22 protein-coding genes are annotated in these 23,401 nt (G+C 72.8%); 8 read left to right on the top strand and 14 right to left on the bottom strand.

Annotated features, from left to right (window positions below):
• Positions 1-20: 20 nt before the first annotated feature.
• The 3 genes from AC5L3C_RS11775 to AC5L3C_RS11765 all read right to left on the bottom strand — a co-directional run bounded on the left by AC5L3C_RS11775 (position 21) and on the right by AC5L3C_RS11765 (position 2,685).
• A complete protein-coding gene (locus AC5L3C_RS11775; protein WP_493648958.1) occupies positions 21-1,133 on the bottom strand; it encodes a HAMP domain-containing sensor histidine kinase in 1,113 nt (370 codons plus the stop codon).
• Positions 1,130-1,870 (bottom strand): response regulator transcription factor, encoded by a 741-nt coding sequence (locus AC5L3C_RS11770; protein WP_493648957.1) that lies wholly within the window; start codon positions 1,868-1,870, stop codon positions 1,130-1,132. The genes AC5L3C_RS11775 and AC5L3C_RS11770 overlap by 4 nt, the downstream gene beginning before the upstream one ends.
• A gap of 125 nt (positions 1,871-1,995) precedes the next feature.
• Positions 1,996-2,685, bottom strand: a complete 690-nt coding sequence (locus AC5L3C_RS11765) for a spermine/spermidine synthase domain-containing protein (RefSeq protein ID WP_493648956.1) — start codon at positions 2,683-2,685, stop codon at positions 1,996-1,998.
• A gap of 151 nt (positions 2,686-2,836) precedes the next feature.
• Here AC5L3C_RS11765 and lon point away from each other — a divergent pair, with 151 nt between their 5' ends.
• Entirely contained in the window at positions 2,837-5,251 is a 2,415-nt protein-coding gene (lon, locus tag AC5L3C_RS11760) for an endopeptidase La (protein WP_493648955.1), read from the top strand.
• 69 nt (positions 5,252-5,320) lie between these two features.
• On the opposite strand, the gene AC5L3C_RS11755 is transcribed toward lon, so the two are convergent.
• Positions 5,321-6,154, bottom strand: a complete 834-nt coding sequence (locus tag AC5L3C_RS11755) for a lysozyme (RefSeq protein WP_493648954.1) — start codon at positions 6,152-6,154, stop codon at positions 5,321-5,323.
• Between the two features lie 230 nt (positions 6,155-6,384).
• Between AC5L3C_RS11755 and AC5L3C_RS11750 the strand changes: the two genes are divergently transcribed.
• A complete protein-coding gene (locus AC5L3C_RS11750) occupies positions 6,385-6,879 on the top strand; it encodes a MarR family winged helix-turn-helix transcriptional regulator (protein ID WP_493648953.1) in 495 nt (164 codons plus the stop codon).
• 10 nt (positions 6,880-6,889) lie between these two features.
• On the opposite strand, the gene AC5L3C_RS11745 is transcribed toward AC5L3C_RS11750, so the two are convergent.
• A complete protein-coding gene (locus tag AC5L3C_RS11745) occupies positions 6,890-7,684 on the bottom strand; it encodes a hypothetical protein (protein WP_493648952.1) in 795 nt (264 codons plus the stop codon).
• Between the two features lie 408 nt (positions 7,685-8,092).
• On the opposite strand from AC5L3C_RS11745, the gene AC5L3C_RS11740 reads away from it, so the two are divergent.
• The 5 genes from AC5L3C_RS11740 (at position 8,093) to AC5L3C_RS11720 (ending at position 14,453) form a co-directional block, all read left to right on the top strand.
• A complete protein-coding gene (locus AC5L3C_RS11740) occupies positions 8,093-11,542 on the top strand; it encodes a sensor histidine kinase (protein WP_493648951.1) in 3,450 nt (1,149 codons plus the stop codon).
• Complete coding sequence (locus tag AC5L3C_RS11735; RefSeq protein WP_493648950.1) at positions 11,539-12,042, top strand: roadblock/LC7 domain-containing protein; 504 nt, start codon at positions 11,539-11,541, stop codon at positions 12,040-12,042. The genes AC5L3C_RS11740 and AC5L3C_RS11735 overlap by 4 nt, the downstream gene beginning before the upstream one ends.
• Positions 12,039-12,473 carry a DUF742 domain-containing protein gene (locus AC5L3C_RS11730; protein WP_493648949.1) on the top strand — a complete coding sequence of 145 codons (435 nt, stop codon included), beginning with the start codon at positions 12,039-12,041 and terminating at the stop codon, positions 12,471-12,473. Before AC5L3C_RS11735 ends, AC5L3C_RS11730 begins: the two co-directional genes overlap by 4 nt.
• On the top strand, positions 12,454-13,098 hold the full coding sequence (locus AC5L3C_RS11725) for a GTP-binding protein (RefSeq protein WP_493648948.1): 645 nt from the start codon (positions 12,454-12,456) through the stop codon (positions 13,096-13,098). The genes AC5L3C_RS11730 and AC5L3C_RS11725 overlap by 20 nt, the downstream gene beginning before the upstream one ends.
• 80 nt (positions 13,099-13,178) lie before the next feature.
• Positions 13,179-14,453 carry a styrene monooxygenase/indole monooxygenase family protein gene (locus AC5L3C_RS11720; RefSeq protein ID WP_493648947.1) on the top strand — a complete coding sequence of 425 codons (1,275 nt, stop codon included), beginning with the start codon at positions 13,179-13,181 and terminating at the stop codon, positions 14,451-14,453.
• On the opposite strand, the gene AC5L3C_RS11715 is transcribed toward AC5L3C_RS11720, so the two are convergent.
• The 9 genes from AC5L3C_RS11715 to AC5L3C_RS11675 form a co-directional block, all read right to left on the bottom strand.
• Positions 14,405-15,574: a C40 family peptidase gene (locus AC5L3C_RS11715; RefSeq protein WP_493648946.1), complete on the bottom strand. Its 1,170-nt coding sequence runs from the start codon at positions 15,572-15,574 to the stop codon at positions 14,405-14,407. The two genes, AC5L3C_RS11720 and AC5L3C_RS11715, sit on opposite strands and share 49 nt — an antisense overlap.
• Positions 15,575-15,677: 103 nt before the next feature.
• Positions 15,678-15,995, bottom strand: coding sequence for a DUF8847 domain-containing protein (locus AC5L3C_RS11710; protein ID WP_493648945.1), 318 nt, complete (start codon positions 15,993-15,995; stop codon positions 15,678-15,680).
• A gap of 67 nt (positions 15,996-16,062) precedes the next feature.
• Positions 16,063-16,716 (bottom strand): TetR/AcrR family transcriptional regulator, encoded by a 654-nt coding sequence (locus AC5L3C_RS11705; RefSeq protein ID WP_493648944.1) that lies wholly within the window; start codon positions 16,714-16,716, stop codon positions 16,063-16,065.
• A gap of 25 nt (positions 16,717-16,741) precedes the next feature.
• Complete coding sequence (locus AC5L3C_RS11700) at positions 16,742-17,680, bottom strand: AurF N-oxygenase family protein (protein WP_493648943.1); 939 nt, start codon at positions 17,678-17,680, stop codon at positions 16,742-16,744.
• A 224-nt stretch (positions 17,681-17,904) separates the two neighbouring features.
• Positions 17,905-18,408, bottom strand: coding sequence for a DUF3291 domain-containing protein (locus AC5L3C_RS11695; protein ID WP_493648942.1), 504 nt, complete (start codon positions 18,406-18,408; stop codon positions 17,905-17,907).
• A gap of 66 nt (positions 18,409-18,474) precedes the next feature.
• Positions 18,475-19,932 (bottom strand): penicillin-binding transpeptidase domain-containing protein, encoded by a 1,458-nt coding sequence (locus AC5L3C_RS11690; protein WP_493648941.1) that lies wholly within the window; start codon positions 19,930-19,932, stop codon positions 18,475-18,477.
• Positions 19,929-21,290, bottom strand: coding sequence for an FtsW/RodA/SpoVE family cell cycle protein (locus AC5L3C_RS11685; protein WP_125504234.1), 1,362 nt, complete (start codon positions 21,288-21,290; stop codon positions 19,929-19,931). The genes AC5L3C_RS11690 and AC5L3C_RS11685 overlap by 4 nt, the downstream gene beginning before the upstream one ends.
• 40 nt (positions 21,291-21,330) lie before the next feature.
• Positions 21,331-21,864, bottom strand: coding sequence for an SH3 domain-containing protein (locus AC5L3C_RS11680; protein WP_126896547.1), 534 nt, complete (start codon positions 21,862-21,864; stop codon positions 21,331-21,333).
• Positions 21,865-21,995: 131 nt separating this feature from the next.
• Entirely contained in the window at positions 21,996-22,502 is a 507-nt protein-coding gene (locus tag AC5L3C_RS11675; protein ID WP_493648940.1) for a protein-tyrosine phosphatase family protein, read from the bottom strand.
• A gap of 100 nt (positions 22,503-22,602) precedes the next feature.
• Here AC5L3C_RS11675 and AC5L3C_RS11670 point away from each other — a divergent pair, with 100 nt between their 5' ends.
• On the top strand, positions 22,603-23,400 hold the full coding sequence (locus AC5L3C_RS11670; protein WP_493648939.1) for a nuclease-related domain-containing protein: 798 nt from the start codon (positions 22,603-22,605) through the stop codon (positions 23,398-23,400).
• Position 23,401 lies beyond the last annotated feature (1 nt).

Here is a 23,401-nt window from a genome sequence, read left to right as displayed (position 1 = left end):
GCTCCGCTTCGAACTTTACGTCAACTTGGTACGGATGGCGCTCCCGGAAGAGTGATCAGAATTCGGCAGCCCCGCTCGGATTCGGCCACGCCGATCCGGCCCCCGTGCAGCTCGACGGCCCAGCGGGCGATCGCCAGGCCGAGACCGGTGCCGCCGTCGCTGCCCGGTCCGTGCGGACGGTTGACGTTGCCGCGGTTGAACCGCTCGAAGACCCGCCGCCACTCCGTGCGCGGAATGCCGGGACCCTCGTCCAGCACCTCGAGCTCCAGTGAGTCCGGCTGGGCGCCGCGCCGCGCCCGCACCGTCACACGGCCGTGCGGCGGGCTGTGCTTGACCGCGTTGTCGATGAGGTTGGCGACGACCTGGTGGATGCGCTCGGGGTCGGCGTGCGCGGTGAGCTCCGGCGGCGACACGTCGAGGTGCAGATGCACGTCCGTCCGGGTGTGGCTGCCGGACCCGGAGGCCATGCCCGCGCGGGCCGAGGACAGCATGTTGGCCTCCTTGAGCACGCCGGACAGGTACGGCCACAGCTCGAACCGGCGCTTGCGCAGCGGCACGACCCCGTTGTCCAGGCGGGACAGGTCCAGCAGCGTCTCCACCAGGCGTCCGAGCCGCTCCGTCTGCCGCAGGGCCGTGCGCATCGTCTCGGGGTCGGCCTCGGTGACGCCGTCGACGATGTTCTCCAGCACCGCGCGCAGGCCCGCGATGGGGGTGCGCAGCTCGTGCGAGACGTTGGCCACCAGCTCCTTGCGCTGGAGGTCCTGGGCCTCCAGCTCGTCGGCCATGACGTTGATCGTCTGGGCCAGGTCGCCCAGCTCGTCCCGGCGGTTCTCGCGCACCCGGCGGGTGTAGTCGCCGTGCGAGATGGACCGTGCCACGGTGTTCATGTCGTCCAGCGGCGCGGTGAGCGAGTGCGCCACGAACTGGGTGATCAGCAGCGTGGCGATCATCGAGAAGACCGTGATGAAGCGCAGCTCCGTCTTGGTGTGCACCGCGATCACCGACAGTCCCGTGGTGATCAGCACCGAGACGACGACCAGCGCACCCAGCTTGGTCTTGATCGAGAACGGGCGTACGCCGCCCCAGGGCTGCGCGGACCCGGGGTCTCTGCGTCCGGCCGGCCCGTCGGTCATGGCGTCGGCGTCTCCAGGGCGTAGCCCACGCCGTGCACGGTGCGGATGCGCTCGGCGCCGATCTTCCGGCGCAGTGCCTTGATGTGGCTGTCGACGGTCCGGGTGCCGGAGGCGTCCGCCCAGTCCCAGACCTCGGCCAGCAACTGCTCCCGGGAGAGCACCGCGCGGGGCGTGTTCGCCAGGCACATCAGGAGGTCGAACTCGGTGGGCGTCAGGTGGACGTCCTCGCTGCGCACGCGCACCCTGCGCTGTGCGTGGTCGATCTCCAGCTCGCCGAGGCGCAGGATGCCGCTGCGCGGGGTGGTGGCGGCGAGCGCCGCGCGCTCCATGCGGCGCAGCAGCACATGCACGCGGGCCGCCAGCTCCCGCATGGAGAACGGCTTGGTCATGTAGTCGTCGGCGCCGACGCCGAGACCGACCAGCATGTCGGTCTCGTCGTCCCGCGCGGTGAGCATCAGCACGGGCACCGGCCGCTGGGCCTGCACGCGGCGGCAGACCTCCAGGCCGTCGAAGCCCGGCAGCATGATGTCGAGGATCAGCAGGTCGGGCTGCCAGGCCTCCGCCGTGTCGACCGCGGACGGGCCGTCGCTCGCCGTTTGCACCAGGAATCCCTCGGCGCGCAGGCGGGTCGCGATGGCGTCCACGATCGTCGCGTCGTCCTCGACCACCAGAACGCGGCGCTGCGCGCCGGGGGTGGTCGTCGCCGTGCCGTTGTGGGAGGTGTGTGTCTGCTCCATCGCCCGCCCCTGAGGTGTGCTTTATCCGGAATCCGTGGGGTGATCCGTCGTCTGCGCATCACTGCGATTGACGCTTGAATGATCGGCGTCAGGGCAGCAGCGTACGGGGATTCACTGTGGCTTTGCTATCCAGGGCGGACACCGATGTGCACGGCGTCCGGAACGCCCCGGGCAACGGGGATCTCTTCGGTACGCACCTGTCGGAACCCGGCATTCCGCAAGGTTCCCTCGAATTCCGGGGAGGGCTTGGCGGACCAGACGGCGAGTACTCCGCGCGGTTTCAACACCCGTGCGCAGGCCGCCAGTCCGGCCGGTGAATAGAGCCCCTCATTGCCCTCGGTGACGGTCCAGTCGGGCCCGTTGTCGATGTCGAGGCACAGCGCGTCGAACGTGTCGGAAGTCTCATGGAGGTAACGGAGCAGGTCCGCCTCGACGATCTCCGCGCGGGGGTCGGCCAGGGCCGTCGCGGAGAGGTGGGCCAGCGGCCCCGCGCGGTGCCACTCGATGACGGCCGGCTCGCGCTCCACCACCGTGATCCGCCCCCAGCGCGCCTGGCCGGCGGCGTGTGCGAGCGAGAAGCCGACCCCGAGACCGCCGATCAGGACGTGCGGGTCCGCCGTGCCCGCGTCGAGGGCGGTGAGCGCCGCGTCCACGAGCAGCCGCTCCGAACGCCCGTCGGAGGTGTCCATCAGGAAGCAGCCGTTGGCGATGATCTGCAGCAGTCCGCCGTGCCTGCGCAGTACGACCTCGCCGTACGGTCCCTCGCGGCGGTCCAGGACTTCGGGGGCTTCGGGAATGTCGGACGGGGTGGGCATGCGTTCATCCTGACAGCCGGGTTTTCCCGCCGTTCACGGCCTCCCGCGGTACGAGGCGGTGATCGCTCAGAGCGAACGCCGGCCCGGGAACATTCGGCGGCTCCCCTTCATTGAGTCGACATAGCTCAACTTGACTGCCGAAGGGGAGATCATGGCTGCTGAGTCCACACCGCTCGCCCTGCCCGTGCTGCCACTCGACGACGAGGTCGTGCTGCCCGGGATGGTGGTTCCGCTGGACCTGAGCGATTCCGAGGTACGCGCCGCCGTGGAGGCCGCCCAGGCCGCCGCCCGCGCCGAGCCCGGCAAGCCCCGGGTGCTCCTGGTGCCACGCGTCGACGGGACCTACGCCGGCATCGGCGTGCTGGGCACGGTCGAGCAGGTCGGCAGGCTGGCCGACGGTGACCCGGGCGCCCTGATCCGCGGCCGTGGCCGCGTGCGCATCGGCGCCGGGACCACCGGGCCGGGCGCGGCTCTGTGGGTGGAGGGCACCCGCATCGACGAGAACGTGCCCGAGCCGCTGCCGGGGCACGTGAGCGAGCTCGTCAAGGAGTACAAGGCGCTCGCCACCGCCTGGCTGCGCAAGCGTGGCGCCTGGCAGGTCGTCGACCGGGTCCAGGCCATCGACGACGTCTCCGCGCTCGCCGACAACTCCGGCTACTCGCCCTTCCTCGGCACCGAGCAGAAGGTCGCCCTGCTGGAGACCACCGACCCGGTCGCCCGGCTCAGGCTCGCCACGCAGCAGCTGCGCGACCACCTCGCCGAGCAGGACGTCGCCGAGACCATCGCCAAGGACGTCCAGGAGGGCGTCGACAAGCAGCAGCGCGAGTTCCTGCTCCGCCGTCAGCTGGAGGCCGTCCGCAAGGAGCTGCGCGAGCTGAACGGCGAGCAGGACGGCGAGGAGTCCGACGACTACCGTGCCCGCGTCGAGGCCGCCGACCTGCCCGAGAAGGTCCGCGAGGCCGCCCTCAAGGAGGTCGACAAGCTGGAGCGCTCCTCCGACCAGTCACCGGAGGGTTCCTGGATCCGCACCTGGCTCGACACGGTCCTGGAGATGCCGTGGAGCGAGCGCACCGAGGACGCCTACGACATCCAGGGCGCCCAGGCCGTCCTGGACGCCGAGCACGCGGGGCTGCAGGACGTGAAGGAGCGCATCACCGAGTACCTGGCGGTGCGCAAGCGGCGCAGCGACCGGGGCCTCGGCGTCGTCGGCGGCCGGCGCGGGGGCGCCGTCCTGGCCCTCGTGGGCCCGCCCGGCGTCGGCAAGACCAGCCTCGGCGAGTCCGTCGCCCACGCGATGGGCCGCAAGTTCGTCCGCGTCGCCCTCGGCGGCGTCCGCGACGAGGCCGAGATCCGCGGCCACCGCCGCACCTACGTCGGGGCGCTGCCCGGCCGGATCGTCCGCGCGATCAAGGAGGCCGGCTCGATGAACCCGGTCGTCCTGCTGGACGAGATCGACAAGGTCGGCTCCGACTTCCGCGGCGACCCGGCGGCGGCCCTGCTCGAGGTGCTGGACCCGGCGCAGAACCACACCTTCCGCGACCACTACCTGGAGGTCGAGCTCGACCTGTCCGACGTGGTGTTCCTCGCCACGGCCAACGTGCTCGAAGCCATCCCTGAGGCGCTGCTCGACCGCATGGAGCTGGTCCGCCTCGACGGCTACACCGAGGACGAGAAGGTCGTCATCGCCCGCGACCACCTGCTCCCGCGCCAGCTGGAGCGTGCCGGGCTGGACAAGGACGAGGTCGCGATCGACGAGGGCGCGCTGCGCAGGCTGGCCGGCGAGTACACGCGCGAGGCCGGCGTGCGCACCCTGGAGCGGTCGATCGCGCGGCTGCTGCGCAAGGTCGCGGCCCAGCACGAACTGGGCGAGCGGAAGCTGCCCTTCACCGTGACCGGTGGCGACCTGCGGGAGCTGATCGGCCGGCCGCACCACGTGCCCGAGTCCGCCCAGGACCCGGCCGAGCGCCGTACCGCCGTGCCCGGTGTCGCCACCGGCCTCGCGGTGACCGGCGCGGGCGGGGACGTGCTCTACGTCGAGGCGTCCCTGGCCGACCCGGAGACGGGCGCGGCCGGGCTGACCCTGACCGGCCAGCTGGGTGACGTGATGAAGGAGTCGGCGCAGATCGCGCTGAGCTTCCTGCGCAGCCACGGGGCCGAACTGGAGCTGCCGGTGGGCGATCTGAAGGACCGCGGGGTGCACATCCACTTCCCGGCGGGCGCGGTGCCCAAGGACGGCCCGAGCGCCGGCGTCACGATGACCACCGCGCTGGCCTCGCTGCTCTCCGGCCGGCTGGTCCGTACGGACGTGGCGATGACCGGCGAGGTCTCGCTGACCGGGCGGGTGCTGCCGATCGGCGGGGTGAAGCAGAAGCTGCTCGCCGCACACCGCGCGGGGATCACCACCGTGATCATCCCCAAGCGCAACGAGCCCGACCTGGACGACGTCCCGGCGGAGGTGCTGGACAAGCTCGACGTCCACGCCGTCACCGATGTCCGCCAGGTCCTGGAGCTGGCGCTGGCGCCTGCCGTGAACGGCGCGGCGCCGGAAGTTCCGGTCGCGGCGTGACGGACGCGGCCGGAGGGGAGGGCCCGGGTCCCGTGAGGGAGGCCCGGGCCCTCGCCACGTCCGGGGCGGTCAGCCGAGGGCGAAGGTCCGCACCCGGTCGACGGTGCCGTTGAAGCGGTCGTGGTCCCCGACGGTCGGACCGGTCGAGGTGTACTGCCACATCGTGTACGTCCCCCAGCCGGCGGGCAGTTCGCCCACGGTGGAGGCGTACCGGGCGATCCACAGCGGCGTGGTGGCGGCGAAGCCGGCGTAGTTGCCGGTGCACTGCTTCCACCAGCTCGTGGCCGTGTAGATCACGGCGTTGCGGCCGGTGCGGGCCCGGTACTGGTCCAGGAAGGCGCGGATCCAGCTGACCATCGCGCTCTGCGACTTGCCGTAGCAGGCGTCGCCGTACGGGTTCCACTCGATGTCCAGCACGCCCGGGAGGGTCCGTCCGTCGGCGGACCAGGCGCCGCCGCGGCTGACGAAGTAGTCCGCCTGGGCGGCGCCGCTCGCGGTGTCGGGCGTCGCGAAGTGGTACGCGCCGCGGATCATGCCGACGTCGTAGGAGCCGTTGTACTGCTGGGTGTGGTACGGGTTGGTGTAGTACGTCCCCTCCGTGGCCTTGGCGTAGGCCCACCGGACCCCGCTCTTCCACAGGGTCGGCCAGGCGACGTTGCCCTGGTGACTGGAGACGTCCACTCCCTCCGTCTGGGTGGCGCGCGCGGTGGGGACGCCGCCGCGGCCGTCGTGGGCGACGACGCCCATGCCCATGTGGGCGGAGCCGCGCGGCGGGACGGTGGGAGCGGACGGAGCGGATTCGGCCGCGCCGGCCGCGTGGGGGAGGGACAGGACCGCGAGCAGCACCGCCGCGGCGGTCGCGAGCGCGGGTATGCGGGTGAGGCCGGATCTGTGCACAGGCATGACGCATCTCCGAAAGGTCGGTGGGGGCGAACCCGGAATGTGACCCACATCGCATGTAGTGGGCATGCCACGTAATCGCCTGGTAGAGAACTGGTGCGCGCGGACCACGACGGCCACGGGCCGGACCGCGCGGTGCCGTTGGTCTACGCCTGCGAAATACTGGTGGAGCTGCGGCGACGTCGCCACTTGGCGGGAAACTTTCAGAACGGGAAACCGAGGCAGGGGCAGACGTGCACGATGACGCAAACGGCGGCGGAGGACACGCCGCCTCCCCGGGGCCCGCGCGCGACGTGGAGCAGCCCGGTTTCCTCGCGCTGGAACGCGAGTTGACGGTGCTGCTGCGCCGCGCCCGCGCCAGCCAGGGGGAGATGGCCCGCGAGGTCCACCCCGACCTGGAGCCGTCCGCCTACGGTCTGCTGGTCCGTCTGGATGAGTGCGGCCGGCAGCGGGCCACCGAGCTCGCCGCCTACATCGGCGTCGGCAAGGCCACGATGTCCCGTCAGCTGCGGGCACTCGAACAGCTCGGACTGCTCGCCCGTGAGCCGGACCCCGCCGACGGCCGCGCCTGGCTGGTCGCCCTCACCGAGGAGGGGCAGCAGCGGGTGAGCAGGGTCCGCGAGGCCCGCCGCGCGCGCTACGCCGGCCGGCTGGCCGACTGGAACCCCGCCGAGGTCACGGAACTCGCCCGGCTGCTCAACCAGCTGAACCGGAGCATGGCGAGGTGAACGGCGCGTCCTAGCGGGGCGACAGCTCCGCGAAGACGACGGTGGCGTCGTCGTGCGCCTTGCCGCGGCGGGGCGGCACCCGCTCCGCGTCCGCCCGCTCCAGGGTCCGCACCCGGTCCACCAGGGCCTGCGGGCCCTCCTTGCGGATCAGGGTGAGGCAGTCCGTCCAGTCGCCCTCCCGGAACCTCTCCACCCAGCGCGCCGCCCCGTCGGTCAGGGCGGCGAGCGCGCCCACCTCACCGCGCGGCAGCGAACCGGTCACCGCGCGGGAGGCCACCGAGGGATCCGCCGCCGCCGTGAAGAACCCGCCCTCCTTGTTGCGCAGCGTGCTGTCCACCAGGGCGTGGGTGGCCAGGGCCGAGCGGGGCAGCCGGTCCAGCCGGTCGTCCAGCAGCGCGGTGACCGTGCCGTCGGGGGCCTCGACCAGCAGGGCCGAGTCGGACAGCACCAGGTACTCCACCGAGACGGGGGACCAGCGGGCCAGCACCACCGTTGCCTGCGGTGTACGCGGGTGAGAAAGGTCACAGGTCACCGCGTGACTGTCGGCGGTACGCGCGAGGGCGCGGGACAACACCTCGGCAAGCGGGACATCCGGGAGGGAAACGGTCAGCTCGCCCAGCGCGCCGCCCAGCCGGGCAGTGAACCAGGGCACGGAGTGCAGACAGCCGCCTCCGTCGTCCGGAGGCGTGACCCCGTCCAGCACCACGAGCGAACCACCCTGCCCGGAGGCAGGGAGCCCGACGCTCGCGAAGTCCTCGTTGGGGCGGGCCGGATCCCCCGGTTCCGAAACCAGCTCAGTGCGCATCCCACCAGTCTGCACGAGCCCTCCACAACGCTCGCCAAAGGCGGGCAACGACCGTCGAATCCCCGCAGCGACGCAGGTCAGGCGCCTGATTTGGGACGGATTGCAGGCCTCGGGGAAGGCGTGGCGGCGAATCCTGCCACCGCCCGCCGCTGACGTCCAACCGGCGTGCCGCGCACGGCGGCTGCGGACCGTGACGGGACTTGCTCCTCAACTCACGTCCGATGTTCACTCCTTCGAGTGGCGGGTCAGGTGATGCGCATCCGCCGTCCACGGGCACTGGGAGGGTCGGGGAGCGATGGGGGGCGCCTCGCCGTCCCAGCGCGGTCACCGGCTCGGGGTGAACAACCGCACCCGTTGACGGAGCGTCACCCGGGCCCACGGGTACACGAGTCAGGAATGCGAGCACCGGTGCAGAAGACGCGGCCTCGTCGCAAAGGCAAGCAGACGGCTCCCACGGGAGACGCGGAGCAGAAGCCCACCGTCGGCAGGGGCCGCCCCACCCACGTACGCAACCGGCTCATCGTCGCCGTCGCCGTGGTGGCCGCCGCGATCGCCGGGGCCGGGGCGCCGTCCGTCATCGCCGCCTCCGGCCGGCTCAGTGACGCGCAGGACCTGGTGACGCTCGCCGAGCGCACCCAGGACGCCCTCACCCTGGCCCACTCCCTCGCCGACGAGCGCGACGAGGTCGTCCCCTACATCGCGGCCGGCCGCCCCGAGGCCAAGGCGCCCTCTGAGCAGCACAGCGCCCGCGTCGACCGGCAGGTCGAGGAGCTGCGCGCCGACCCCGACACCTCGCAGGCGCTGCGCGACGAACTCGACGCCGTCGCCGCCGTACGCAGGGCCGCGCTCAGCGGGAAGAGCAGCGCCCTCGAAGCGCATCAGGCCTACTCCACCGCCATCACCCAGCTGCACCGGCTCGCCGAACAGCTGGCCGAAGAGACACCGCCCCGGGCCGGCTCCGGAGCCCACGCGCTCGCCGAGCTGGACGGCGCCGTCCAGCAGGCCGCCGCCACCCGCGGACTGCTGCTCGCCGCGCTGAGCGTGCCGCGCACCACGCGGACCGTGATCGACCCGATCACCGGCCTGCCGACCACGTCCACCTCCTCCTCGGAGGCCGGCACCAAGCGGCGTGACGCGCTGACCGCCGCCGCGCTCCAGGCCCGGCTGCGCTCCGACGCCGCTCTCGCCGACTTCCGCGAGGGCGCGCCCGAGACCGCCCGCGCCTCCTACGACTCCACGGTCAACGGACCCGAGGTCGACTCCGCCGAGAAGTACCTCGCACGGCTCACCGACGCGCCCACCCTCTCCGACGGCGAACTCGACACCAGCACGAAGAAGCTCGCGGCCGCGCTCACCGCGCGGATCGACGCGATGCGCGGGGTGGAGTCCGGCCTCTTCGAACAGCGCACCAAGGATCTCGCCCAGCTGCGCGACGACGACGTCACCGAGCTGGAGGTGCGGATCGCCGTCCTCGGCGCCCTGATGCTGCTCGCCGTCGGCATCGCCACGGCGATGGCGCGCACGCTCACCCGGCCGCTTTCGGTCCTGCGCCGCGGCTCCGCCCGCCTCGCCGAGGCGGAGGACCCCGCCGCGGAGGAGGCGGTCGCCTTCACCGGCCGCAACGACGAGTTCGCGCAGGTCGTCCGGTCCGTCAACGCCCTGCACGCGCACGCCGCCGCACTCGCCGAGCGGATCGCCACGCTGGAGGCCGACCGCAAGCATCTCGTCGGCCAGCGGCAGAAGATGGCCGACGCGCGCGAGGAGCTGCGCAGCGAACTCGCCGAGTCCGCGGCCCAGCTGGAGCGCGTGCGCGCCGGGATCGGCGGCACGTTCGTCAACCTCGCGCTGCGCACCCTCGGGCTGGTCGAGCGGCAGCTCGGCGTCATCGAGGGGCTGGAGGAGCGGGAGGACGACCCGGAGCGGCTGGCCACGCTGTTCAAGCTCGACCACTTCGCCACCGTCATGCGCCGGCACAGCGAGAACCTCCTCGTCCTCGCCGGCACGGAACACGGCCGGAACACGGCCGGTCCGGTGCCGCTGGTGGATGTCGTACGGGCGGCGGTCAGCGAGATCGAGCGGTACGAGCGGGTGCGGATCGCGGCGCTGCCGCCGCACGCGCACATCGCCGGGTTCGCGGCGGACGACCTCTCCCATCTGCTGGCCGAGCTCCTGGAGAACGCCACGGCGTTCTCCCCTCCCGACCTGCCCGTCGAGGTCTCCGGCTGGCTGCTGGAGAACGGTGAGGTCATGCTCTCCGTCCAGGACGAGGGCATCGGCATGGCCGCCGACCGGCTGGAGCGGCTCAACTCCCGGCTGGCCGACGTCGACCCGGAGGCCACGTACGACGCGGACGCCGAGGACGGACTCGGGCTCGGCCTGTACGTCGTCGCCCGGCTCGCCCAGCGGCACGGTGTGCGGGTCCGGCTGCGCGAGCAGAAGCAGGGCGGCATCGCGGCGGTCGTCGTCCTCCCCGACCCCCTCCTGACCCCCGCCACCCCCACCGCGGTCCCCGCGTCGGTCTCCGGCTCTCACACGGTCTCCCTCCCGGGCGCCGACGCCGAGGCCAACTCCAACGTCCTCCAGGGCCGCACGGAGCCGGACGACCCCTTGGTCGCCCTGGCAGAACAGTCCCTCCGCGACGCCCCGCCGGCCTCCGACCGCGCGGATGCGCCCGCGCAGGGTGAGGGGGACGAAACCGAGGCGGCCCGCGAGGACATGCCCGTCCCGGGCGCTGAAGCCGAACCCGAGCCGGAAGCCGCGGACGAACCCGCGCCGACCCGCGCCGACCCGCCGGCTCCCGGCCGCGCGGACGTGCCTGAGTCGGCGCCCGTGCCGGGTCGTGGTGAAGCGTCGGCTTCCGGTCGCGCGGGTGCGCCCGCGTCGGTGGACGGGGCCGGGCCCGAGCCTGACCGTGGTGACGCGTCGGCCGTCGACCGGGTGGATGTGCCTGCGCAGGGTGCTGGTGACGGGTCCGCGGTGGGCTGGGTGGATGCGCCCGGCGGGAGCCGTGAGGCCGAGCCCGAGCCGGGACCCGTGGACGGATCCGCGCCGGGCCGCGGTGACGCGGGAGCCCTCGGCCGTGCGGCCGAGCCCGAGGTGCCCGAGTCGGGCTTTGGTGACGCGTCGGCTTCCGGTCGCGCGGGTGCGCCCGCGTCGGTGGACGGGGCCGGGCCCGAGCCGGAGGCCGGGATGCCCGAGCCGGGGCGTGGTGACGTGTCGGCGGCCGGGGACGCGGGTGTGTCCGGGTCCGGTCGTGGTGACGGTGGTCGTGGGCCGTGGGCGGATGATGATGCCGACGGGCACGGTGAGCGGCCTGCCGAGACCACCATGGCGTTGCTGATCCCCGCGCAGCCCGACGGGGCCGACGAACTGCCCGCGCGTCCCGACGTCACGCCCGACCACGGAACCGGGTCGGACACCGCCCCCGGCGCCCATGAGCCCGAACGGCCGGGGGCTGGGCACGCTGTCGACGCCGGTGCCGCGAGGCCCGGTGCGGGGCATGCCGTCGAACCCGGGCGGGCGGAGACCGGAGCGCCCGACGCCCGCCCCGGTGCCGTACTGCCGCGCCGGCCCGTGGACGACCGCGGCCGTGCCGAGCACGCGCGTGTCGAGGACGAGGAACCGGTCACCGCCAAGGGACTGCCCAAGCGCACACCGAAGACCAATGCGCCCGCCCCGCTCCCGCGCCCCCGCACCGGGAGCGTCGACGCCGAGGCGCTGCGACGGCGGCTCGGCGGCTTCCGCCGGGGAGCGGCCGCCGGCCGCCGCGACGCGGAGGCGGAGCTCGCCGAACGACCCGGCACGGAAGCGCACAACGAAGAGACCGCGGGGGGCACCGTCGAGGAGGCAAGCAGTTGACCGCGCCCAGTACTTTCGGACTGAGCAGTGAGGCCCGCAACCTGCACTGGCTGCTGACCAACCTCGTCGAGGAGGTCCCCGGCATCCTCTCCGTCGCCGTGGTCTCCTCCGACGGCCTGCTGCTCCTCTCCTCAGACGACCACCGGAACACCGAGGCCCGTGACGCGCGCGGCGCCCGACGGTCCGGCCCGCGCGGCTCCGCGGCCGACCTCGCCACCGTCGTCTCCGGCATCGGCAGCCTCACGGTCGGCGCCGCCAAGCTGATGGACTACGGCCCGGTCAAGCACACGATGGTCGCGATGGACGAGGGCAGCCTCTTCGTGATGTCGATCAGCGACGGCTCGCTGCTCGGCGTGCACGGCTCCGAGGACTGCGACATGAGCGTGGTGGCGTACCACATGGCGCTGTTCGTCGGCCGCGCCGGCCACGTCCTGACCCCCGAGCTCCGCAGCGAGCTGCGCCAGAACCTGGAGAACCAGCCCACCGGGAGCCGCCCATGAGCAGCACGTCCAGGAAGAACCTCCCGGTCCGTGGCGGCGACCGCAGGCCCGCCCGGGTCCGCCCCTACTCGCTCACCGGCGGCCGTACCCGCTTCGGCCACGTCCTCCTCGTCGAGACCTTCGTCGGCGCCACCTCCGGCACCGCCGCCCTCGACGCCGCCGAGGAGCGCAGGGAACTCACCGACGGCGGCCACACCACCTCCCGGGTCATGCCGGAGATGCGGGCCATCGTCGAACTGTGCCGCCGCATGCGGACGGTGGCCGAGATCGCCGCGCTGCTGAGGATGCCGCTCGGCGTGGTCCGCGTCCTGCTGAGCGACCTCGCGGACCAGGGAAAGATCCGTGTCTACGGAACGGGGACCGGTCACGGCACGGGCCGCCCCGACCGCGCGTTGCTGGAAAGGGTGCTGAGTGGACTCCGTCGTCTCTGACGCCGCTCCCGGTGTCTCCCCGCTCGTCGACGTCGAGGGTGACGAGCCCCTTCAGCCCTGGCAGACGGACCGCACCCGCGCACCGGTCGCCACCAAGATCGTGGTGGCCGGCGGCTTCGGCGTCGGCAAGACCACGCTGGTCACCACCGTCTCGGAGATCACGCCCCTGGAGACCGAGGCGCTGATGACCGAGGCGAGCGAGGGGCACGACGACCTCACCGCCACGCCGGACAAGTCCACCACCACCGTGGCCATGGACTTCGGCCGCATCACGCTCCACGACGACCTGGTGCTCTACGTCTTCGGCACACCCGGCCAGCAGCGGTTCTGGTTCATGTGGGACGACCTGGTGCGCGGCGCCATCGGGGCCGTCGTCCTGGCCGACACCCGCCGCCTGAAGGACTGCTGGCCGGCGCTGGACTACTTCGAGAGCTGCGGACTGCCGTACGTCGTGGCGGTCAACCACTTCGACGGCAGCGAGCGGTTCGACCCCGAGGACGTGCGGGAGGCGCTGTCGGTCCCCGCACACATACCTGTCATGATCATGGACGCGCGCCGCCGGATCTCGGTCATCGAGACCCTTCTGTCCCTCGTGGGCCACGCGCTCGACGAAACCCCCGAGTAGCCCGGCGACCCCCCCCGAGTAGCCCGGCGAAAACCTCCGAGTAGCCGACGAACCCCCCCGGAGTAGGAGACACCTCACGCATGCGGAAGATACTCGTCGTCGGAGCCGGCCAGTCCGGACTCCAGCTCGCCCTCGGCCTCCAGTCGCACGGGTACGAGGTCACCCTGATGTCCAACCGGACCGCCGACGAGATCCGTACCGGGCGGGTCATGTCGACGCAGTGCATGTTCCACACCGCCCTGCAGCACGAGCGCGACCTCCAGCTGAACTTCTGGGAGTCCCAGGCCCCGAAGATCGAAGGACTCGGCGTCTCCGTCGCCGCCCCCGGCTCCTTCGACCCGGGCCCCTCGCAGCGCGCCATCGACTGGCTGGGCCGGCTCGACGGGTACGCGCAGTCGGTGGACCAGCGGGTGAAGATGGCCGGCTGGATGGAGACCTTCGCCGAGCGCGGCGGCCAGCTCGTCGTGCACGGCGCGGCCGTCGGCGACCTGGACTACTTCTCGCGGACGTACGACCTCGTGCTGGTCTCGGCGGGCAAGGGCGAGCTCGTGCAGATGTTCGCGCGTGACGCGGAGCGCTCCCCGTACAGCGAGCCGCAGCGCGCCCTGGCGGTCGCCTACGTCCACGGGCTCGGCCCGCGCCCGGAGCACCCGGACACCGAGGCGGTCCGCTGCAACCTGGTCCCGGGCGTCGGCGAGATGTTCGTCATGCCGACGTTCACCACCTCCGGCCGCGCCGACATCCTGTTCTGGGAGGGCATACCCGGCGGCCCGCTGGACGCCTTCAAGGACGTCAAGGACCCGGCGGAGCACCTCTCCCTGACCCTGGAACTCATGGAGAGGTTCCTCCCCTGGGAGTACGCGCGGGCCACCAAGGTCGAACTGACCGACGCCGGCGGCACCCTGGCCGGCCGCTACGCCCCCACCGTCCGCAACCCGATCGGCCGGCTGCCCTCCGGCGGGCTCGTCCTCGGGGTCGCCGACGTCGTCGTCGCCAACGACCCGATCACCGGCCAGGGCTCCAACTCCGCGTCCAAGTGCGCCGCCTCCTACCTCGCCTCGATCCTCGAGCACGGCGAGAAGGAGTTCGACGAGGCGTGGATGCAGGCGACCTTCGACCGCTACTGGGAGACGGCCCGGCACGTCACCAAGTGGACCAACGCCATGCTCGCCCCGCCGCCCGAGCACGTCCTCAACCTGATCGGCGCCGCCGGACAGCTCCAGCCCGCCGCGGACCGCTTCGCCAACGGCTTCGACAACCCGGCCGACTTCGAGGACTACTTCTACGACCCGGAGAAGGCCGGCGCCTACCTGGCCGAGGTCTCCGGCGCGGTCGGCGCACCGGCGGCGGAGTAGCCCGCGTCGGACCCCTCCGCGGCCCATGCGGGGAGCTCCGGCGGCACGAACCGCCGCAAGGACTCCCCGCCGGGGTCGGGACGTACGGCGCCGAGCACCGGGTTGGCCGCGACGGGGGAGACCTTGATCCTGGCGCCCGGCCGGGGTGCCTGCACCACCTTGCCGTCGCCGATGTACAGGGCGACATGCGTGGCCTCCGGGAAGTACACGACGAGGTCCCCCGGCCGCAGCTCCACCAGCGGCACCCGCTCCAGCCGGGCCCACTGCTCCTGGCTGGTCCGGGGGATCGGCGTCCCCGCGGCGCCCCACGCCTCGGACGTCAGCCCCGAGCAGTCGTACGCCGCCGGCCCCTCGGCACCCCACTGGTACGGCTTGCCGAGCTGGTCCACGGCGTAGCGCACCGCCCGTTCGCCGGCCGCGGACGGGGGAGTGCTGCCGCTCAGCGCGCCGGAGGCGACCAGTTCCTCCTGCGCCTCGGCGACCCGCCCGCGCTCCAGTTCGGCCAGCGCGGCGAGCTGCTCGGCGGTGAGCGAGGCGAGCAGTTCCTCCACCGCGTCGAGCCGTCTGCGCACCTCGTCCCGCTGCTCGCGGCTCCGCTCGGCGAGGGCCTTCCGCTCGGCGAGGGCCTTCTGTGCCCGGCGCGCCAGCGCGCGGGCCTCCTGCTCGCCGGCGGTCAGCCGGCCCACCGTCTCAGCCCGCTCCCGCGCCAGCTGCCCGATCACATGCCCCTGCTCGAGGGCGCGCTGCGGATCGCGTGCCAGCAGCAGCCGCAGGTACGGGGAGAGCCCGGTGACGCTCTGGTACTGCTGCCGGGCCAGCCGGCCGGCCGCGCCCCGGCTGTCGTGCAGGGAGTGCCGGGTGCGGGCCAGGGCGCGTTCGAGCCGTTCGGTCTCGGCACGCTGCTTCTTCAGCCGCTCCTCGGTGGCGTTGTGGGCCTCGGTGGCCTTCTCGGCCTGGCGGTACAGGGTCTGAAGCTCCGTCAGCAGCTCGGCGACCGAGCGCCCGCCGGTATCGGCGGCGGCGCCGCCCGGTTCCGGGACGGCCGCCGCGGGCAGAGGGGCGAGTACGGTCCCGGCCGCCAGCGCCGCCGTGCACACCAGACGCAGAAGCATTCCTGACACACCATCACCTCCGACGCGGGGCGGCTCGTCCGCTCCGCATCGCGAGCATTGGGCGGGTGTGCGCGGCCCGCTCGCCGAGTGTGCGCGGTTCGGCGCAACGGGGTCACCCGTCGGTGTCGTCCGGCTTGCCCTCCGGCGTGGCGTCCCGCGCGGTCGCGGGCCTCGACCACGGCCACCGGAGCTTCCGGCGGCCGCCCTGCCCCGTCGGATCGTGGAGGTACTTCCACCCCCGGGTCAGCCCGGTCCGCGGGCCCCGGTCCCGGGGCACCCGCCGGTAGACCAGCACCGTGGGCGGTCCGCCGTCCGGCGCCGGGACGGGGATGCGGTACGTCTTGGGCGGGTGCCCGGTGATGCCCAGCAGCACGGGCAGCACGCGCCCGTCCATGGGCCCGCCCTCGAAGGGGGTGTCTTCGCTCTTCACACCCCCAGTTTCGGCCACCGGCCGCCGGCGCGCGGAACCGGCCGCGGGGCACCCGGACGCCGGCCGGTCACAGGTCCCTGGCCAGCGCCTTCACCAGGACGTCGGTCTGCGCATCGCGCCGCGCGGTCACCGCAAGGGCCGCCGTGAACTGCTCCACGAGCCAGTCCCGCAGCTCCTCCCGCGGCGGCTGCTTGTCCTCGTCGAGCCAGATCAGCGAGGCCGCCTCCACGGCGGTGATCCACATCCGGATCGTCATCCGCAGCCGGGGCCCGGGCTCGGCCACCTCGAGATGGCTCAGGATGTGCTCGGCGGCGGCCCGGCGCACCCCGTCCACGATGGCGGTCGTCCGCGAGGTCTCCACCACGCTCCCGCCCTGGAGCAGCGCGCTGAACCCGGCGTCGTGCTGGTCGACGAACGCGAGATACCGGTCGACCGCCCGGGACAGCCGGGGGAGCAGCGGTCCCTCGTGCGGTTCGTCGAAGCAGGTGCGCAGCTCGTCGGCGGCGGACCTGAGGGCCGCCTCGTACAGCTGCTGCTTGCCGCCCGGGAAGTACCGGTAGACCAGCGGCCGTGACACACCGGCCGCCTCCGACACGTCGTCCAGGGACACGTCCTCCGGGGCGCTGTGGGCGAAGAGGGACAGTGCGGCCTCGAGCAGCTGGCTGCGGCGTTCCTCGACACTCAGCCGCCGGTAGGCGGGGGTGGGGGCCTGCGAGGTCATGCCCGCAGGGTAGTCGCCCGCCCGGCTACGCGAGCAGCCCGGACGACTTCCACAGCCGCCGCCCGACGCCGCGCAGCACGCCGATGTCGTCCAGGAAGTCGGTCAGCCGCTTCGCCCCCTGCTGCATCACGTCCCGCCGGTGCCCGCTCGCCCTGACCTGGGCGACGGCCTCCCGCCGTTCCAGGCCGACGTTCGTGTACACCTCGGGGTTCACGAACGCCACCGAGAACACCCGGGCGAACTCTCCCGAGGTGACCCGGGTGAACTCCTGCGACCACTTCGGGGCGGTCACCATCTGGCGCCGCAGCTCCTCGCGGGCGTAGCGCACGTGCCGCGCCTCCTCGACGACGTGGATGCGCGTGACGCCGCGGATCAGCGGCTGGACCCGCTCGTCGGGGAAGGTCAGCCGCTGCATCCAGTCCAGGACCTCCTCGCCGAGCAGGGTGGCCGTGAAGGAGCCGGGGGTGGTGGAGACCGTCTTGAACAGCCGGCCGAGGTTCTGGTGGACCCGGCTCACCGGGTACCAGGGGGTGCCGCCCCGGGTGATCACCCGGGCGAACATCTTCGAGTGCCGGCACTCGTCCTCGATCTCGGTGAGGGCGTAGCGCACATGCGCGCTCGTGGCGGCCTTGTCGTAGATGTGCCGCACCAGCAGCTGCATCAGGATCAGCTCGAACCAGATGCCCAGCGAGGCGAGCGCCGCCGCCTCGTGCTGCGAGAGCCGGATGCGCTGCTCCTCGCTCATCCGCTTCCACAGCGGGGTGCCGTACAGCGACACCAGCTCCGGCGGCCAGAACCACTTGCCCTCCTCGAAGGGCGCCTCCCAGTCCAGCTCCTTGTCCGGGTCGAAGGAGTGCTTGGCGGAGGAGGCGAGGAGCCGCTCGGCCACCTGTTCCCGGTCCTTGAGCAGCCCGAGCGCGTCCCGCAGCCCCTCGAGGGCCTCGGTCTCCGACAGGGTCGTCATGGCGGCTCCACCTCATGCGCATCTGGGTTACCGGCGGGTCACCACTTATGAGACTGCCTGTCAGCAAGCCCGTCAATCCCTGCGGCGCGACTTGTTGCCGGCAGGGATGCCAGGGGTGGAGTCAACAGGCCGCCGCCGGGATCCCGCACCACTGGCGCGTCGAGGAGAACGACGGACTCCCCGTGGTCCACGTCTATCGACCTCACGGCCGTCAACCGCCGCCGTTAGACCGAACAGCCCAGCCCTTCCGGCACCTCCACGGTCACGGACTGCGCACCGCCCGGCGGGAACGAGGTGCGCAGGGTGAACGCGTACGGCGTCGGACCGTGGGTGCGCAGGTGGAGCAGGCGGGCCTCGGCCTCCGCGACCGTGGGGCGGTGACCGGCGGGGACCCACCACATGGTCACCATCGCCTCCTCCACCCGCTCGAACCACTCCCTGCGCCGCGCCAGCATCTCCCGGTGCCGGCCCTGGTACATGAAGGCCGTCAGGGCGTTCGTGTCACGCCACACCGACATGTTGATGATCAGCCAGGGGTCCCCGAAGACGGAGATGTCCGTCGCGTCCCCTTCCTCGCTCTGCAAGCGCCAGACGAAGCCGTCGGCGGCGTCGGCGTCCGCGTTCACCGGGTCGAGACTGTCGACGAAGTCCTTCAACTGAGGGGAGTCCAACGGGGCCCTGAGACGGGCGATGTTCACCTGGGCGAGTTCGTACGCGGTCTCGGTCATATACCGAACGTTAGGTCGGCAGCGGTGTGCTCCGGCACCCCCGTCTCACCAAGTGGGCCCCCACGGCTACGACTTCAGCACCGCCTCCATCACCGCCCGCGCGATCGGCGCCGCCGTCCCGCCCCCGCTGATCTCCCGCCGGTTCGCCGCCGCGTCCTCCACCACCACCGCCACGGCCACCTTCGCCTCCATGTCCGCACCGCCCTGCGCCCACGAGATGAACCAGGCGTACGGCGTACCGGAGTTGCCCAGCCCGTGCTGCGCGGTGCCCGTCTTGCCGCCGACCACCGCACCGGGGATCGCGGCCTTCTTGCCGGTGCCGTCCTCCACGACCCCCCGCATCAGCTCCCGCAACCGCATCGCCGTCGCCGGATGCATGGCCCGCCGCACCGGACGGGAACCGGCCGCGGACACCGTGCCGCCGCCCGCCCGCGTGGTCCGCTCCACCAGATACGGTTCCCGCACCTGACCCCCGCCCGCCACGGCCGCCGCCACCATCGCCATCTGGAGCGGGGTGGCCCGGGTGTTGTACTGCCCGATCGACGACAGCGCGAGCTGCGCCCGGTCCACCGACGTGTCGAAGGTGCTCGACGCCACCCGGAACGGAACGCGTACGTCTGTGTCGTTGAAGCCGAAGCTCTCGGCCGTCGCCCGCATCCTCGCCACGCCCGTGGACACCCCCAGCTTGGCGAACACCGTGTTGCACGACCGCACGAACGCCTCCCGCACCGTGGCGTTCTCACAGCCCTTGGCCCCGTTGATCAGCCGGGTCGTCGTCCCGGGCAGGGTGTACGGGTCGGGCGAGTCGGTCGGCTCGTCCAGGCTCCCGACCACCCCCGCGTCCAGCGCCGCCGCGGCCGTGACCACCTTGAACGTCGACCCCGGCGGATACGTCCGCTGCACCGCCCGGTTCAGCATCGGCCGGTCCGGGTCGGCGTTCAGCCGCGCCCAGGTCTCCCGCGCCGTCCTGCCGTTCCCGGACAGCAGCGCGGGGTCGTACGACGGGACCGACACCAGCGCCAGGATCCTGCCCGTCGACGGCTCGACCGCGGCCACCGCCCCCTTGCGCCGGCGCAGCCCCTCGTACGCCGCGCGCTGCGCCGCCGGGTCGATCGTGGTCAGCACATGGCCGCCCGGGTTGCGGGACCGGGTGAACTCGTTCCACATCGGCAGGGGCGCGAGCAGCGGGGCGGCGCCGGACAGCAGCCCGTCCTCCGTGCGCTCCAGCAGCGTGGTGCCGTACTCCTGCGAGGCGAAGCCCGTCACCGGCGCGTACAACGGCCCCTCGTGGTACGTCCGTTCGTAGCGCAGATGCTCGCCCGTGTCCCGCGAGCCGGTGACCGGCCGGCCGGCGACCAGGATGTCGCCGCGCGGCTGCTGGTAGCGGGAGATGGCGTCCCGCCGGTTGGCCGGGTTCGCCACGTAGGCGTCGGCGTGCAGCACTTGCACGCGGGCGGCGTTGACCAGCAGAGCGAGCAGCAGCAGGGCGCAGAACAGCGCGGCGTGCCGGATGTGACGGGTCACCGGGCGGCACCTCCGGCGCGCTGCCGCCGCGCGCAGTCGCTCAGCCGGACCAGCAGCGCCACGATCGTCCAGTTGGTCACCACCGACGAGCCGCCCTGCGCCAGGAACGGCATCGCCATCCCGGTCAGCGGGATCAGCCCGGTCACCCCGCCCGCGATCACGAACACCTGGAGCGCCACGATCGAGGCGAGCCCCACCGCGAGCAGCCGGCCGAACGGATCGCGCAGCAGCAGCCCCGCCCGGTAGCCGCGCTCCACCAGCAGCCCGTACAGCAGGAAGATCGCGGACAGCCCCGCAAGGCCCAGCTCCTCACCCGCCGTCGCCAGGATGAAGTCGGACTTGACCGCGAAACCGATGAGCACGGAGTGCCCGAGCCCCAGACCGGAACCGAGGATGCCGCCCTCCGCGAAGGCGAACAGCGACTGGGCCAGCTGGTTGGGGCCCTCGCCCGCCTCGATGGAGGCGAAGGGATGCAGCCAGGTCTCGATCCGGTGGTGCACATGGGGTTCCAGCCGCCCCACGGCCACCGCCCCCAGCGAGGCCAGCAGCAGCCCGACCGCGATCCAGCCGGTGCGGCCGGTGGCGACGTACAACAGCACCACGAACAGCCCGAAGAACAGCAGCGACGTCCCCAGGTCCCGCTCCAGCACCAGCACGCCCACACTGACCAGCCACACCGCGAGGATCGGCCCCAGCACCCGCCCGGTGGGCAGTTGCAGCCCCCACAGCCGCCGGCCCGCGTAGGTGAGCGCACCGCGATTCGCGGCGAGGTAGGCGGCGAAGAACACGGCGAGCAGCACCTTGGCGAACTCGCCCGGCTGGATGGAGAATCCGGCGATCCGGATCCAGATCCGCGCCCCGTTCACCGCCGGGAAGAGGATCGGCACCGTCAGCAGCACGAGCGCGGCCGTGACACAGACATACGTGTAGCGCTGGAGCACCCGGTGGTCCCGCAGCACCAGGACGACCGCCGCGAACAGCGCCACGCCCAGCGCCGACCACACCAGCTGCGTCGGGGCGGCCGCTTCGCCCGGCGCCTCCAGATCGAGCCGGTAGATCAGCACCAGACCGAGGCCGTTGAGCAGCACCCCGATGGGCAGCGGCAGCGGGTCGGCGTACGGGGCGCGCCAGCGCACCGCCAGATGCGCGACCAGGGCGAGCACACCGAGCCCGGCGCCGTAACCGGCGGCGCCGGGCGGGACGGTGCCGTTCCTGGCGAGGCCGACGGCGCAGTAGCCGTACACCGACAGCAGGACGGCCAGGACGATCAGGGCGAGCTCGACGCCGCGGCGCCGGGGGAGGCGGACGGTGGGCGTGGACGCTCCCGCCGTCGCCAGGGTCGTACCGGCCTTGCTCATGTCCGGAACTTACCCATATGGGGTGTGTGTCCTGCGCTCATCAGCACCAGCGTGGCGCGGGGCCGATGTTGTCGATGTGCCCGGCCGGACCCCAGGCCCAGGTGCCGTCCGTGAGCAGGTACCACAGCGGGTTGCCGTTCACCCGGTCACCGGGGACCTTGCAGAAGATCGAGACGACCTCGCCCTTGTGGGCGTACCGGATGACGCGGGCCCCGCGGTTCGGGGCGGTGCGCAGGGCAAGCCGGTTCGTGGTGACGACGCCCTTGTACTCACCCTGGTTGCCGCCCTGGTGATGGCCGTTCCCGCCACCACCGCCCAGCTGCCCCGAGCCGCTGTCGTGACCACCGTTGCCCCCCTGGTTGCCACCACCTCCCTGCTGCTGGTGACCGCCGTTGCCCCCCTGCTGATCGGAGCCGCCCCCACCGCTGTTGCCGCCCTGCTGGCTCCAGTTCCCCTGGCCGCTCTGGTTCGGGTCGTCGGCGGCCAGGGCGGGAGTGACGGCGGCCGCGACCGCGAAGGCCCCGGCGGCAAGAGCTATGGGCAGTCGGCGGGAGAACGGGGGGCGCGGAGCCATGGCGGTACCTCCATGTAGAGGGAGAAAACGGGTCGAAGGTGACTTGTCGCCACACTAGGAGCGTCCTCGGACACCCGCCCGCCCTGCTGCGCCATCGGGGACGCCACTGCGCCCTCCGGGTCACCGGGCGGCTACTCCGTCAGCTCCTCCAGCAGCCGCGCCGTGGTGAGTCCGGCCCGCAGATAGTCGACGAACAGCTCGTTGTGCAGCGCCCACGACGACCGGCGGGAGCGGATCAGCCGTATCGCCGCCTCCGCGCTGCGGCCCTGGCGCATCAGCGTGTGCGCGACCACCAGGCCCGAACGGTTGTACCCGTGATAACAGCGCACGAGGACGCTCCGGCCGTCGTCCAGCGCCTCGCACGCCGCCTCGGCGAGCCGGATCACGCCCGCGAGCTGCGTCCCGTCCAGCGGCCCGTCCGGAATGGGCCACACATGGTGCTCGATCCCGGGATCCGGACCGTGCCCGGGCAGCCGCAGCAGCGTCTGGACAAGATCGAACTGCTGGCCCACCACGGCGAACTCCAGCTGCCCGGAGAGCCCCCGGAACTCGTGTCCGCCCATCCACAGACCGGGCACGATCTCGTTCCACGGGCTGTCCGGAGCCGGTACGTCGGGTTGATTCCTGCGGGTACGCAATGGCGCCTCCCCACCCTCATCGCCCAACTCCTCTCCAAGGTAACCGGCTTCTTGCCCCTGGAGCACCCCGCCTGTTCCCATGGACGTGGGGTGATGGTGCATGAACGGACTGCGCGTCATACCGACCTGGCAGTACGGCCGCGAACGGCTGTACGTCTGCCTCCCGGACGGCAGGAACCTCGCCTGGTACGACCGCGAGACGGCCCGGGTGAACCTGCTCCGCGAGGATCAAGAGGAGGAGGTGCTCAGTGCCCTGGGCCCCTTCCTCACCGGCCCGGTCACCGTCGGCCCGCCGCCCGTCCCCACCCCCGCCGAACTGGCCCGCCTCGCCCTTCACCCCGACGACGACCTCGCCCCCAACCGTCCCGGCGAGGCCCTGCTGATCTCCCTGGCCCGCGATCCCGGCCCGGCCCACCGCCTGCGCCCCGACCCGCGCCGCCGGGCGCTCGCCGCGGAACGGACGGTGGGCGAGGCCCTCGACCGCCTGGACGTCAGCGGCTGGCACACCCTGCACTCGATCCCGCTGCCCGGCGGCGACCGCGTCCACCACCTGCTGATCGGCCCCGGCGGCCTGTACGCCGTCCACGCCCTGTACGCCCGCAAGCAGCGGGTGACGGTCGACGACCCCCGGGTCGCCTTCGGCCGTCACGCCCCCGTGCCGCTCCTCCACCGCGTCCGCGCCGAGGCCGACCGCGCCTCCCACGCCCTGACGGCCGAGGTCCGCCCGGTCCTGGTCCTGGTCGGCGCGACAGCCGTGACCATTCCTTCCCCACCCCGTGAGGTCCGCGTCCTGACCGACCCCGACCTCGCCGCCCTCAGCCGCCCGGGCGGCGTCCTGAAACCGGCCGACATCGAGGCCCTGCACGCGGTGGCGAGAGACCGGACGACCTGGTCCTGAA

The organism is Streptomyces speibonae (genome assembly GCF_984686075.1).
This window is presented reverse-complemented; position numbering and strand designations above follow the sequence as displayed.